This is a genomic window from Sinorhizobium sp. BG8, assembly GCF_016864555.1.
In the GTDB taxonomy this organism is placed as follows: domain Bacteria; phylum Pseudomonadota; class Alphaproteobacteria; order Rhizobiales; family Rhizobiaceae; genus BG8.
Genome location: NZ_CP044011.1, coordinates 2,969,598 through 2,983,811, shown reverse-complemented (window position 1 = coordinate 2,983,811; position 14,214 = coordinate 2,969,598). Strand labels below are relative to the sequence as shown.

General features: G+C 61.8%; 9 protein-coding genes and 1 pseudogene. 7 read left to right on the top strand and 3 right to left on the bottom strand.

What is annotated here, in order from left to right; all coding sequences use genetic code 11:
• The first annotated feature begins 11 nt into the window (after positions 1–11).
• From glmU to F3Y30_RS14085, 4 genes are all read left to right on the top strand, one after another.
• On the top strand, positions 12–1,391 hold the full coding sequence (gene glmU, locus F3Y30_RS14100) for a bifunctional UDP-N-acetylglucosamine diphosphorylase/glucosamine-1-phosphate N-acetyltransferase GlmU (protein WP_203423305.1): 1,380 nt from the start codon (positions 12–14) through the stop codon (positions 1,389–1,391).
• A 118-nt stretch (positions 1,392–1,509) separates the two neighbouring features.
• Positions 1,510–3,336: a glutamine--fructose-6-phosphate transaminase (isomerizing) gene (gene glmS, locus F3Y30_RS14095; protein ID WP_203423304.1), complete on the top strand. Its 1,827-nt coding sequence runs from the start codon at positions 1,510–1,512 to the stop codon at positions 3,334–3,336.
• Positions 3,333–3,827 (top strand): N-acetyltransferase, encoded by a 495-nt coding sequence (locus F3Y30_RS14090; protein WP_203423303.1) that lies wholly within the window; start codon positions 3,333–3,335, stop codon positions 3,825–3,827. Before glmS ends, F3Y30_RS14090 begins: the two co-directional genes overlap by 4 nt.
• Before the next feature lie 23 nt (positions 3,828–3,850).
• The gene (locus tag F3Y30_RS14085; protein WP_203423302.1) at positions 3,851–4,546 is read left to right on the top strand and encodes a DUF502 domain-containing protein; all 696 of its coding nucleotides are present in this window, start codon (positions 3,851–3,853) and stop codon (positions 4,544–4,546) included.
• 22 nt (positions 4,547–4,568) lie between these two features.
• Here F3Y30_RS14085 and recG read toward each other — a convergent pair.
• A pseudogene (recG, locus tag F3Y30_RS14080) lies at positions 4,569–6,673 on the bottom strand (ATP-dependent DNA helicase RecG).
• Positions 6,674–6,828: 155 nt separating this feature from the next.
• Between recG and F3Y30_RS14075 the strand changes: the two are divergent.
• Both F3Y30_RS14075 and mfd read left to right on the top strand, forming a co-directional pair.
• Positions 6,829–7,146: a succinate dehydrogenase assembly factor 2 gene (locus F3Y30_RS14075; protein ID WP_203423301.1), complete on the top strand. Its 318-nt coding sequence runs from the start codon at positions 6,829–6,831 to the stop codon at positions 7,144–7,146.
• Complete coding sequence (gene mfd, locus F3Y30_RS14070; protein WP_203423300.1) at positions 7,143–10,655, top strand: transcription-repair coupling factor; 3,513 nt, start codon at positions 7,143–7,145, stop codon at positions 10,653–10,655. Before F3Y30_RS14075 ends, mfd begins: the two co-directional genes overlap by 4 nt.
• 59 nt (positions 10,656–10,714) lie before the next feature.
• Here mfd and F3Y30_RS14065 read toward each other — a convergent pair whose 3' ends face one another.
• Together F3Y30_RS14065 and F3Y30_RS14060 are read right to left on the bottom strand one after the other, a co-directional pair.
• Entirely contained in the window at positions 10,715–11,386 is a 672-nt protein-coding gene (locus F3Y30_RS14065; RefSeq protein WP_203423299.1) for a DsbA family oxidoreductase, read from the bottom strand.
• Positions 11,387–11,476: 90 nt separating this feature from the next.
• Positions 11,477–13,306, bottom strand: coding sequence for an extracellular solute-binding protein (locus F3Y30_RS14060; protein WP_203426621.1), 1,830 nt, complete (start codon positions 13,304–13,306; stop codon positions 11,477–11,479).
• 272 nt (positions 13,307–13,578) lie between these two features.
• Between F3Y30_RS14060 and F3Y30_RS14055 the strand changes: the two genes are divergently transcribed.
• Positions 13,579–14,205, top strand: a complete 627-nt coding sequence (locus tag F3Y30_RS14055; RefSeq protein WP_203423298.1) for an invasion associated locus B family protein — start codon at positions 13,579–13,581, stop codon at positions 14,203–14,205.
• Positions 14,206–14,214 lie beyond the last annotated feature (9 nt).

The window sequence follows — 14,214 nt, the reverse complement described above, 5'->3', positions numbered from 1 at the left end:
AGGGGAATGGAATGCAGAATACCGAGACGAAGCGCAGTTGCCTGGCGGTCATCCTGGCCGCCGGTGAAAGCACGCGGATGAAGTCGTCGATGTCAAAAGTCCTGCATCCGATCGGCAACAAGCCCATGATTGCGCATGTCGTAGATGCCCTTGCGACCGCCGGAATCGACGATGTCGCACTGGTTCTCGGACGTGATGCCGAGAAAGTGGCCACCGCAGCCAAGAACCCGTCCATCAATGTTTCCACCTACATCCAGAAGGAGCGGCTCGGCACTGCGAACGCGGCTCTCGCCGCGCGCGAGGCGATCGCCAGCGGCTATGACGATGTGCTGGTCATCTTCGGAGATACACCGCTCATCACGGACGGACCGCTGAACGCTGCGCGTGAAAAACTGCGCGCGGGCAACGATGTCGTCGTCATCGGCTTCATGGCGCAGGATCCGAGCGGCTATGGGCGGCTTATCGTGGAGAACGGCGAGCTGGTGGCAATCCGCGAGCACAAGGATGCCACCGAAGCGGAGCGCGCCATCGCCTACTGCAATGGCGGTCTGATGGCGATCAACGGGCGCCGGGCGCTCGAATGGCTCGACAAGATCGGCAACGACAACGTGAAGGGCGAATACTACCTGACGGACCTCGTGGAAATCGTCCGGTCAGAGGGTGGCAAAGCCATCGCCGTGGAGGCTCCCGAGGAGGAGCTGACGGGCTGCAACACACGGGCTGAGCTCGCCTTCATCGAGCGGCTCTGGCAGGAGCGCAAACGGCTCGAACTCATGCTGGACGGCGTGTCGATGATTGCGCCGGAGACTGTCTTCCTGTCATTCGATACTCAGATCGGCCGTGACGTGACCATCGAGCCGAACGTCGTGTTCGGACCGGGTGTGATCGTGGAAAGCGGTGCGGTCGTGCATGCGTTCTCTCATCTGGAGGGCGCGATCGTGCGCAGCGGTGCGTCTGTCGGGCCTTATGCGCGCCTGCGGCCCGGTGCCGATCTCGGCGCCGGCTCGAAGGTAGGCAATTTCTGCGAGGTGAAGCAGGCGAGCATCGGAGAAGGGGCGAAGGTCAACCACCTGACCTATATCGGTGATGCCTTCATCGGCGCGAGAAGCAACATCGGGGCCGGAACCATCACCTGCAACTATGACGGCATAAACAAGCACATAACACGGATTGGAGAGGACGCGTTCATCGGCTCGAATTCCGCGCTGGTTGCTCCCGTCGAGATCGGGAATGGCGCCTATGTGGCTTCCGGAAGCGTGGTCACGGTCAACGTGCCCGATGATGCAGTGGCCTTCGGCCGTGCCCGGCAGGAGAACAAGGAGGGTCGGGCCAGGCTGATCCGCGAGCGCAGCCTTGCGATCAAGGCCGCCAAAAAGAAAGCCGCCGAATAGGTTAGGGCGGTTTGTTGACGCGTTAACGCGTGAAATCGAAAGTGACGGGCCGGATGATTGCGCTCCGGCCAAAAATCTCTACCAAAGGCCGAAAGAGGCTTGAGGAAGCGGGGCAGACATGTGCGGAATTGTGGGTATTGTCGGAAATCAGCCGGTGGCGCCGAGGCTTGTGGACGCCCTCCGGAGGCTGGAGTACCGCGGTTATGATTCGGCCGGTGTCGCCACGATCGTATCGGGCAAGCTCGAGCGGCGGCGTGCGGAAGGCAAACTCTTCAATCTGGAGAAGAGGCTCGACGAACAGCCGCTCGACGGGACGACCGGCATTGCACACACGCGCTGGGCCACGCATGGCGCGCCGACGGAAGCAAATGCCCACCCGCACTTCACTGATGGCGTAGCCGTCGTCCACAATGGCATCATCGAGAATTTTTCGGAGATCAAGGACGAGCTGCTCGCCGGCGGCGCGGAATTCCACACGCAGACCGATACCGAGGTTGTCGCGCAGCTGCTTGCCAAGCTCCGCCGCGACGGTCTTGGCCGACGCGAGGCGATGCACACCATGCTGCGGCGCGTCCGTGGGGCTTATGCGCTCGCCGTTATGTTCGAGGATGATCCCTCTACGATCATGGCCGCCCGCAGCGGACCGCCGCTTGCGATCGGCTACGGACGGGGCGAAATGTTCCTCGGTTCGGATGCGATCGCTCTTGCACCCTTCACCAACGAGATCAGCTACCTGACGGACGGCGACTGGGCGGTTATCGGCCGGGACGGGGCTTATGTCTTCGACCTGGAGGGAAATCGCGTCGAGCGACCCCGGCAGGTTTCGCAGGCGGCGGCCTACATGATCGACAAGGGCAACCACCGGCACTTCATGGAAAAGGAAATCTATGAGCAGCCGGAAGTGGTCTCGCACGCGCTCAGCCACTATGTCGACTTCATCGAGCACCGCGCGAAGGCTGGAACAGATGATATCGATTTTGCTACCGTTCCGAGCCTTGCGATTTCGGCCTGCGGCACGGCCTACCTTGCTGGCCTCGTAGGCAAGTACTGGTTCGAGCGCTACGCCCGCCTGCCGGTCGAGATCGATGTCGCCTCCGAGTTCCGCTACCGGGAGATTCCGTTGAATCCGGCGTCTGCTGCGCTCTTCATCTCGCAGTCCGGCGAGACGGCCGATACGCTCGCCTCGCTGCGCTACTGCCGCGAGAACGGCCTGAAGATTGGCGCAGTCGTAAACGTGCGCGAATCGACGATCGCCCGTGAATCCGACGCGGTCTTCCCCATCCTTGCGGGGCCCGAGATTGGCGTTGCCTCCACCAAGGCCTTTACCTGCCAGCTCTCCGTGCTGGCGGCGCTCGCCATTGCCGCGGGCAGGGCGCGGGGGACGGTCAGCCAGGCAGAAGAGCAGGAGCTTGTCCGCCAGCTTGCCGAGATGCCGCGCATCATGAGCTCGGTCCTGAACAGCATCCAGCCGACAATCGAGCATCTGGCCCGGGAACTCTCGAAGTGCCGCGATGTGCTCTACCTCGGCCGCGGGACAAGCTACCCGCTGGCGATGGAAGGGGCGCTCAAGCTCAAGGAAATTTCCTACATCCACGCCGAAGGCTATGCGGCCGGCGAGCTCAAGCATGGACCGATAGCGCTCATCGATGAAAACATGCCCGTGATCGTCATTGCGCCTTTCGACCGCTTCTATGAGAAGACGGTGTCGAACATGCAGGAAGTGGCGGCACGCGGCGGGCGGATCATCCTGATCACCGACGAGGACGGAGCAAGGGCATCCAAGCTTCCGACGATGGCGACCATCGTTCTGCCGAACGTAGGAGAGATCATCTCCCCGATGATATACTCGCTGCCCATCCAGCTTCTTGCCTATCACACGGCCGTTTTCATGGGGACCGACGTCGACCAACCGCGCAATCTCGCAAAGTCGGTCACCGTCGAATGATCATCCGTACGGAACGCCCGGCCGACATTGCCCCGATTCACGCATTGACGGCGGCTGCCTTCGCTGGCCATCCCTACAGCAGCGGCACCGAGCCTTTCATCATCGATCGCCTTCGCGAGGCCGATGCCCTGACGCTCTCGCTTGTGGCGGAAATCGACGGCGAAATCGTCGGGCATGTCGCGTTTTCGCCGGTCGCGATCGATGGAAAGCATCGCGGGTGGTACGGCCTCGGACCACTGTCGGTCGCCCCCGCACGGCAACGCCAGGGCATTGGCAGCGCCCTCGTCGAAGAAGGGCTTTCGAGACTGCGTGCAGACGGTGCCGAAGGCTGTGTATTGGCGGGCAATCCCGCCTATTACGAGCGCTTCGGGTTCGCGAATGACCCTGCCTTCACCTATCCGGGAGTGCCGCCACAGTATTTCATGCGTGTGGCGTTTTCACCAATTTACGAGGGGGGCGAGGTTTCCTATCATCCGGGTTTCGACGGCTGACGCCGCCGGCAACGGGATCCCCCATGACCGACACGACTCCTCGTCTTTCCGTTGCGATGCGGCTTCGCAACAACTTCCTGACCGGGTTGGTGATCTGCGCCCCGATCGCGATTACCATCTGGCTCACATGGACATTCATCCACTGGGCAGACAGCTGGGTGAAGCCCTACATTCCGAACCGCTACAACCCGGAAAGCTATCTCAAATTCGCAGTACCCGGTTTCGGTCTGCTGATCGCGATCGTCGTCATCACGATGATCGGTTTCCTCGGCAAGAACCTTATCGGCCGCTCGATCGTCAACTTCGGAGAATCGATCCTCAACCGCACGCCGCTGGTTCGCACGATCTACAAGAGCCTGAAGCAGATCTTCGAAACCGCATTGAAGGAAAAGAGCAGTTCCTTCAATCGTGCCGGCCTCATCGAGTATCCGAGCGCCGGCCTCTGGTCCGTCGTCTTCATCGCGACCGACGCCAAGGGTGAGGTGGCCTCGAAGTTCGATTCGATGGGGCGCGACATGGTCGCCTGCTTCCTGCCGCCGACACCGGTCCCGACTGCCGGATTTCTGGTCTTCGTGCCGCGGGAAAAGATCGTGTTTCTGGACATGTCCACGGAAGATGCGGCCAAGCTGATCATTTCCGTCGGTCTCGTGACACCGCCGGAGAGAACGGCGACACTGCTGTCGACCGTCGAGAAACAGAAGAAGAAATCGAAGAAGTAGCGTCGCAGCGACGTCCGCGGCTTCACCCGGCCCGCAGGAAGCGGATCGCTTCATCGCGCCGGTAGAGATAGAGCAGCGTTCGCAGCGCCATTCCACGCTCACCCGACAGCTCAGGGTCCCGCTCGACCACATAGGCCGCGTCCTTCCGCGCGATCTCCAGCAAATCGCCATGGGCCTCCAGGCTTGCAATCAGGAAGCCCGGCGTACCCGATTGCCGTGTTCCGAGCAGCTCTCCTTCTCCTCGAAGCTTCAGGTCTTCCTCTGCGATCCTGAATCCATCCTCCGTCTCGCGGAGGATCGACAGCCGCGCGCGGCCCGTCTCGCTGAGAGGCCCCTTGTACAGCAGGATGCAGGTCGATTTCTCCTCACCGCGTCCGACCCGCCCGCGAAGCTGGTGCAACTGCGCCAGCCCGAAACGCTCGGCATGTTCGATGACCATGATCGAAGCGTCCGGCACGTCCACGCCCACCTCCACGACGGTGGTCGCGACGAGGAGGCGCGTCACCCCGTTCTTGAATGCCAGCATGGCCGCGTCCTTGTCCGGGCCGGACATGCGCCCGTGGATGAGGCCGACATCAGGACCAAACACCGCCTGAAGTGTCGCATGGCGTTCCTCCACGGACATCAGGTCGGTTTCTTCCGATTCCTCCACGAGCGGGCAAATCCAGTAGGCCTTCTTCCCTTCTGCAAGCGCGGCCTTCAGCCTGTCGACAATCTCACCGGTGCGCTCCGAAGACACCGTGATTGTTTGTATCGGCTTCCTTCCCGCGGGCTTCTCCGTGAGCTTCGACACGTCCATGTCCCCGAATGCCGCAAGGACGAGGGTGCGCGGGATAGGGGTTGCCGTCATGACCAGCATATGCGGCGAGATTCCCTTTGCTGTCAGCCTCAGCCTCTGGTGGACGCCGAAGCGATGCTGTTCGTCGACGACCGCCAGGACGAGGTCCCGGTAGGCGACGGATTCCTGAAACAGGGCGTGAGTGCCGATGACGATCTGCGTTTCGCCCGAGGCGATCCGCTCCAGGATCGCTTCCCGCTCCCGACCCTTCGTGCGACCGGTCAGAACGTCGATCGTGATCCCGGCGGGTGCGGCCATTTTCGAGAGTGTCGCGAAGTGCTGACGGGCAAGTATCTCCGTCGGCGCCATGAGGACGGCCTGTCCTCCCGATTCCACCGCGGCCAGCATCGCCATGAGGGCGACCGCGGTCTTGCCGGCTCCGACGTCCCCCTGGAGCAGACGCAGCATGCGCTGGTCGTTCGCCATGTCTTTCAGGATTTCGTCGACCGCCACCGACTGGCTGTTGGTCAGGGAGAAAGGCATGGCACGGATGACCGGTCGCGTTAGCTCGCCAGTTGCACGCACGGGACGCCCGGCGACCTTGCGCAGGCGCTGGCGAACGAGCGCGAGCGAGATCTGCCCCGCCAGGAATTCGTCGTAGGCGAGCCTGCGGCGCGCGGGCGCCTGCGGGTCGAGGTCGGTCTCGTCGCGAGGATCGTGGAGCCTGCGGAATGCTGACGCGACCGCCTCGAATCCCTGTCGGTCGAGAAGCGCGGCGTCGATCCACTCGGGAAGTTCGGGCATGCGGGCGACGGCCGCCTCGATCGCCTTTCGCAGCACCCGTGGCGAGAGACCCGCCGTCAAACCGTACACCGGTTCGACCAGAGGCAGGTTTTCCGCCTCGTCCATGCGGACCATGTAATCCGGATGGACCATCGAGGGACGTCCGTTGAACCAGTCGACCTTGCCGCTCACGAGAATTTCCGCATCGATCGGGAGGGCCTTTTCCAGCCAGTTTCCCTTGGCCCGGAAAAAGGTGAGGGCGAGTTCTCCGGTCTCGTCATGGACGAACACCCGGTAGGGCACGCTAGCCTTGCCGCGCGGCGGAGGCTGATGACGGTCGACGCGCCCTTGATTGTGACGATCATGCCCTGCGGTGCATGGGCGATCCCGGGCTGGCGGCGGCGGTCGATGAGCCCGTGCGGCCGATGGAAAACAAGGTCCACGACACGGCAGTCCTCGATATCCTCCTGACCGAGAAGCTTGGCAAAAAGCTCTCCCAGCTTCGGACCGATTCCGGGAAGCGCGGACAGCGAGGCAAAAAGGGGGTCGAGAACGGCGGGACGCATGGATCGCAAAATGCGCCGGAGAATCGTGCTTTGGCAAGGCTGACAATGGACGTTCATCGGTCTATAGAAGCGGCAGTTTGCGCCGTATGCTCCACGTTCCACCCTATCGCCTTGAAAGGGAACCCGATTTACCGGCGCTGGGAAGGTAGTAGGCCATGACAGGTTCCAAGCGCTCGAGCGCCGAAATCGATCCGCGCCGCAAGCGGATACTTTTCCGCTGCTGGCACAGGGGCATAAGGGAGATGGATCTCGTGCTGGGCGCATTTGCCGATGCCGAGATCGCTTCACTGACAGACGCACAGCTCGACGAACTCGAATTGATCATGAGCGAGGAGGACGCGGACCTGATCAAATGGGTGACGGGCGAGAAGCCGGTCCCCGAACAGTTCCGCACGGGTCTCTTTCCGCGGATAGCGGCATACACGCCCGACTTCGGCCCCACTATTCTCAACCGGGAAGAGCGGCTGGCATGATTCCGGGGTTCGATCCTGCAAAGCTCGGCGGTGCGGACCGGCCGCTCACCGTCGGCTCAGTACCTTCCGGCCTCGAACCGTTCCTTCTTGCCGAGCTGGCACGCAAAGTGGGTCCGGTCGCCTACGTCATGTCTGACGGACAGCGCATTGCGGACATGGAGCAAATGCTCGGCTTTGCCGCACCCGAGATCCCGGTATTGACGCTGCCGGGTTGGGACTGCCTGCCATACGACCGGGTTTCTCCGAGCGCGGACACGTCCGCTCGGCGCCTTGCAGCACTTTCGGCGCTGATCGCTCACAGCCGCAAGCCGCATGCGGCGATCGTCCTCGTAACGGTCAATGCCATGCTGCAGAAACTGCCGCCCCGGCCGGTCATCGAGAGCCTCGCCTTCTCCGCAAGGCCCGGCAACCAGATACGGATGGATGACATCGCCTCGAGGCTGGAGCGCAACGGCTTCGACCGCGTTCCGACTGTTCGGGAAGTCGGTGAATATGCCGTGCGCGGCGGAATACTGGATGTCTTCGTCCCCGGCGGCCAGGAGCCGGTCCGTCTCGACTTTTTCGGCGATACGCTGGAAAGCATCCGCTACTTCGACCCTGCCAGCCAGAGGACGACCGGCCAGGCGCGCTCGCTCGACTTGAACCCGATGAGCGAGGTGAGCCTTACTCCTGATACAATCAGCCAGTTTCGCACGCGCTACCTCGCGCTCTTCGGCGCTGCCACGCGGGACGATGCGCTCTATCAGGCTGTCTCCGAAGGGCGACGCTATGCCGGCATGGAGCATTGGCTGCCTCTGTTCTACGACGACCTTGAAACAACCTTCGACTATCTGCAGGGCTTCAGGATCGTGACCGACCACACGGCGCGCGAAGCCGCCGCCGAACGTTCCAAGCTGGTTTCGGACTACTACGAGGCCCGACGGAGCGCGATGAACCCGACCAAGGGTCAGATGGCCCAGGCGGCCCCCTATAAGCCGGTCCCGCCCGGGCAACTCTACCTCGATGGCGAGCGTTTTGCGGCCATGCTCGAGCAGCACTCGGCGGTTCGGTTCTCGCCCTTCAACGAGCATGAGGGAGAGGCGCGACAGGTCGTTACCATCGAGGCCCGCCAGGGCACTCGCTGGGCGCGTTCCGCAGGTGAGGCAGAGAGCGGACAGGATCGCATCAACGTATTCGATCTCGCGGTCAAGCATATCGCCGACCGCCGCGCCCGCGGCGACAAGGTCCTCGTCAGCGGATGGTCGGAAGGCTCGCTCGACCGCCTGCTCCAGGTGCTCGCGGAACATGGCCTCGGCAATATCGTTCCGGTTGCCAAGCTTTCTGACCTTCTGAAGCTCAAGCCGGGTGAGGCGGGTTCTACAGTCCTCAGTCTCGAGAGCGGCTTCGAGACCGGCAACATCGTCGTCATCGGTGAGCAGGACATTCTCGGCGACCGCATGGTGAGGCGTTCGAAACGTCGCAAGCGCGGAGCCGATTTCATCACCGAGGTTGCCGGTCTTGATGAAGGGTCGATCGTCGTGCATGCGGAGCACGGTATCGGTCGTTTCGTGGGATTGCGCACCATCGAAGCCGCGGGAGCACCGCACGCCTGCCTAGAGCTCGTCTATGCCGACGATGCGAAGCTCTTCTTGCCGGTCGAAAACATCGACCTTCTGTCCCGGTACGGTTCCGAGGGCACGGACGCGATCCTCGACAAGCTCGGCGGCGTCGCCTGGCAGGCGCGCAAGGCAAAACTCAAGAAGCGCCTTCTGGACATGGCCAACGGTCTCATCCAGATCGCCGCCGCCCGACTGGTGCGGCATGCGCCCGTCCTGGCTGCCCCAGACGGCGTCTATGACGAATTTGCCGCGCGCTTTCCCTATGACGAGACCGAGGACCAGTCAAATGCCATCGACGCGGTCCGCGACGACCTTGGCGCGGGAAGGCCGATGGACCGTCTCGTCTGTGGTGACGTCGGCTTCGGGAAGACCGAGGTTGCCCTGCGTGCCGCCTTCATCGCCGCCATGAACGGCGTACAGGTCGCCGTGGTCGTTCCGACGACCTTGTTGTCCCGCCAGCATTTCAAGACCTTTTCGGATCGCTTCAGGGGACTTCCCATCCGTATCCAGCAGGCGTCCCGCCTGGTGGGGTCGAAAGACCTTGCCCTGACCAAGAAGGAAGTGTCCGACGGCAAGACCGACATCGTGGTCGGGACACATGCCCTTCTCGGAAGTTCGATCAAGTTCGCCAATCTCGGCCTATTGATCATCGACGAGGAGCAGCATTTCGGCGTGAAGCACAAGGAACGCCTCAAGGAACTGAAGAGCGACGTGCATGTGCTGACGCTGTCGGCGACGCCCATCCCGCGTACGCTGCAGCTCGCCATGACGGGCGTACGTGAACTCTCGCTGATCACGACGCCTCCTGTCGACCGCATGGCCGTGAGGACCTTCATCTCGCCGTTCGATCCGCTTGTCATCCGCGAAACCCTGATGCGCGAACATTATCGCGGCGGGCAGAGTTTCTATGTCTGCCCACGGCTCAGCGACCTTTCCGAAATTCATGATTTCCTGCGACAGGACGTACCGGAGCTGAAGGTCGCGGTCGCCCACGGGCAGATGCCGGCAACGGAACTCGAGGACATCATGAATGCCTTCTACGAAGGCCGCTATGACGTCCTGCTGTCGACCACCATCGTCGAATCCGGTCTCGACGTACCTACCGCCAATACGATGATCATCCATCGTGCCGACATGTTCGGCCTTGCCCAGCTCTACCAGCTGCGCGGACGAGTCGGGCGCTCGAAAGTCCGGGCCTTCGCGCTCTTCACCCTGCCTGTGAACAAGAAGCTCACCGGAACGGCGGAACGGCGCCTCAAGGTGCTGCAGTCGCTCGATACGCTTGGCGCCGGCTTCCAGCTCGCGAGCCATGACCTCGATATCCGAGGCGCCGGCAACCTTCTCGGCGAAGAGCAGTCAGGCCATATCAAGGAAGTGGGTTTCGAGCTCTACCAGCAGATGCTCGAGGAAGCCGTTGCGGAGATCAAGGGCGACGAGGAAATCGCCGATAGCGGCTGGTCACCGCAGATCGCGGTCGGCACGCCGGTGATGATTCCGGACGAGTATGTGCCGGACCTGCACCTTCGCCTCGGTCTCTACCGCAGGCTTGGCGAAATCACCGAACTCTCAGACATCGATGCCTTCGGCGCCGAGCTGATCGACCGATTCGGCCCGCTGCCGATCGAAGTTCAGCACCTCCTGAAGATCGTCTACATCAAGTCGCTCTGCCGCGTTGCCAACGTCGAGAAGCTCGATGCGGGGCCGAAGGGCGTCGTGGTCCAGTTTCGCAACAAGGAGTTCCCGAACCCGGCGGCTCTCGTCGGATACATCGCGAAGCAGGGTACGCTTGCCAAGATCAGGCCAGACCAGAGCCTATTCCTGGCCCGGGACTACCCGACGCCGGAAAAGCGCCTCTCCGGTGCGGCTGTGGTAATGACCCAGCTTGCGGCACTCGCAAAGCAAGCCAGCTGAGAGGGCCAGTTTAAGGGGAGAAGGGAGACTGCGGGGCCAGTTGGCGGCCAGGCAGCCTGTCACTCGACGGCGGAGTTTTCCTGCTGTTTCAGCGCGGCGATCTCGCGCAGGGCTCCCGTCAGAACGTCTACCGACTGGGCGCCGACAACGGCATACTTGTTATCGACAATGAAGCAGGGCACGCCGGTAACGCCCATGTCGCGGGCGAGCTTGATTTCCTCCTTCACCGAAGCGACATCGGCGCCGGCCGAAAAGAGTGCGCATACGACGGCGCGGTCCATGCCCGTCTGTTCCGAAATGTCGAGGAGCGTCGCGCGGTCCCCGATGTTGCGCCCCTCCTCGAAATAGGCCTTGAAGAGGGCCGAGGAGACCTTGCTCTGGACTTCCGGCCCCTCGATCATCGCCCAGCGCATGAGACGATGCGCATCCAGCGTATTGGGACTGATCGCAACCGCGTCGAAATCAAAGTCTATGCCGATTTCCTGTCCGAGTGCGGTCAGGTGGTCGTGCGCCCGGTCGACTGCCGTCTGGCCACCGAGCTTCGCGGCGAGGTGTCGCTTGTGGTCGACTCCCTGCGGCGGCAGATCGGGGTCTAGCTGGTATGGACGATATGTGACGGCAACAGACAGTTCGTCGGAGAGCGTGTCGAGCGCCTTGTCCAGCCTCTTCTTTCCGAGGTAGCACCAGGGGCACACCACGTCGGAAACAACATCGATCGTAAGGGTTTCCATATCGACCGTCCTCCATGTTGCCGGCCAAAGCCGACTATCCTCGCGACATAAGGGGGCCAAGGCTCCGCTTCAATAGGTGATGCCTGCCCATCACGGCTTTATGTTGGCGCCGTCTCCCTGGACGCGCTCATCCCACCAGACGGGCAGTTGATAACCATAGAGCGGAAGGGCGTCCGGGCGGCCGATGTGCTTCTGCCGGGCAATCCACTGTTCGCCCAGATGGTAAAGCGGTACGACGTAGCTCTGGGACCGCAGCATCCGATCGTGCGCCCTGACCGCAGCCCGGAAATCTTCAACGCTCCTCGATGCCATGATGGCATTGACGATCCTGTCGACATCGGGATCCGCAACGCCGGCAAAGTTGGAACTCCCCTCGCGGTCGCGCGTGCTCGTGCCCCAGAAATTCACCTGTTCTATGCCCGGCGAAAGCGAGGATGGGTACGCCTTGATGACGACGTCGTAGTCGAATGTCTGCGTCCGGCTCTGATACTGCGAATCATCGACCGTGCGGACCGAGACTCGAATCCCGAGCGCTGCCAGGAAACGCTGGTAGGCGAGCGCGAGTTTCTCCTGGTCCGCATTCTGCGTCATGATCTCGAATGCGAGCGGCTTGCCCGACGGGTCGAGCATCCGGCCGTCCTTGATGGCGAATCCAGCCTCACGCAACAGGTCAACGGATTGGCGCAAAACCTTGCGATCACGCCCCGAACCATCCGTGACCGGAAAACGATAGCTGCCGTCCAACAAGGGGGCGTCGATTCGTGAGATGGTGGGGCCGAGAACTGCCTTCTCGCGTTCGTCCGCAGGGATACCAAGCGACGACAGGTCGGAATTCTGCCAATAGCTCTCCGTCCGCTTGTAGGCGTTCTCGAACAGATTCCTGTTCACCCACTGGAAATCGAAGGCAAGGGTGAGCCCCTTGCGGACGCGAGGATCCCTGAACATGTCCCGGCGGGTATTGAAAACAAAACCCAGCATTCCCGATGGTACCTTCGGCTTGAAGGAATCCTTGATCACGGCGCCGGACATGACCGCCGGAAAATTGTAGCCGCGCGCCCATTTGGTGGGGTTGCCCTCCTGGTAGACATCGATTTCGCCCTTCTTGAAGGCCTCGAAGAGCGTGCTCTCCTGAAGGAAATACTCCACCGAGATCTCGTCGTAGTTGTCGAAGCCAATCTTGGAAGGGAGCTCCTTGCCCCAGTAATCCGGGTTGCGCTGGAAGACGATCCGTTCCCCCGGCTTGACCTCCTGGACCCGGTAGGGGCCCGAACCGACAGGCTGTTCAAGCGTGGTCCGGTCGAATTTCTCCGGATCTATCGCATGCTTTGGCAATACGGGAGACAGCGCCAGAAGCAGGGGAGTCTCCCGGTCTGCCTTGTCATTGAACGTGAAGCGGACGCTATTTGCTCCCACCTTCTCCATCGTTTCAACGACCTCCAGCCGCCGGCTGAAGGGGGCCCGGCCTTTGTCACGCAGGAGCGCGAAGGTAAAAATGACATCCTCGGCGGTCACAGGCTGGCCGTCCGCCCAGCGCGCCTTGGGATTGAGGTTGAACTGGATGAAGCTCCGTTCGTCGTCCCACTCGACCGTCTCCGCCAGCAGGCCGTACATCGAGAAGGGCTCGTCGCGCGAGCGCTGCATGAGTGATTCGTAGACGAGGTTGCCGAACTCCGGATCCCACATGCCGCGCGCGGTCGTGCGCATGCTTTTCAGAATGAAGGGATTGAGGTTGTCGAACGTTCCGACGACGCCATAGGCGATGCGTCCACCCTTGATCACGTCAGGATTCACGTAGGGAAAGTGCGCATAGTTCGAGGGAAGCGCGGGCTCGCCATGCATCGCGATGCCGTGAACGGGCGCCGACCAGGCCGGGAGGGCAGGAACGACGAGAAAGGCGGCCAGACAGGCCGGCAGAATCATCCGCAAGGCATCATCTCCTCAGACTTCGCATGATTCCCGTTGGTACCTTATGCTGATTGGAAAAACCAATGCCGGCAATCCGCAATAATGCGCGTCATGGTCGAAAACATGAAGGAAAGGCTGGATATCCGCCGCGCCCCATTGTAACAGGAGTACCCGAAGACGGGTCATGCAAATGCCTCAATTCGCCGACAGGAGAGCGCACGGCAGACCGAAACAATCCAGGGCGATGCAATCGCTCCGCCACCGGAATTCAGGAGACGGAACTCGTTATGATCTTCAAATCGAAATTTACCACGCGTGCAATGCTTTCCGCATTCACCCTTTCCGTGGCTGCCGGTGCAATGCCTACGGCTTCGTTCGCCCAGCAGGCAAACAGGGCACCACAGGGCTGGTTCAAGGTCTGCACCAAACAGGAAGACAATGACGTCTGCATCGTCCAGAACCTCATTACCGCGAACAGTGGTCAGCTGATCACCGCCGTTGGCCTCATCGTTGTCGAGGGCAAGGTGAACCGCAAGGTGATGCAGGTTTCGGTACCGAGCGCACGCCTCCTGCCTCCGGGCATCCAGATGCAGATCGATGGCGGCAAGGGCACGAAGCTCGACTACGCGATCTGCATGCCCGACAAGTGCGTTGCCGAAGTCGCGCTGAGCGACCAGATGATCGCAAGTCTCAAGAAGGGCAGCGAGGTCGTCTTCACGTCGGTCAACTTCCAGCGCGCGCCGAACCCGATCAAGATGTCGCTTGAAGGCTTCACCGGCGCATTCGACGGCGAGCCGATCGAGCAGTCGAAGCTGCAGGAGCGCCAGCGCCTGCTGCAGGAAGAAATGCAGAAGAAGGCAGAAGAAGCCCGCAAGAAGCTGGAAGAGGCCCAGAAGGCCGCCAAGCAGCAGTAAGCTTCAGCC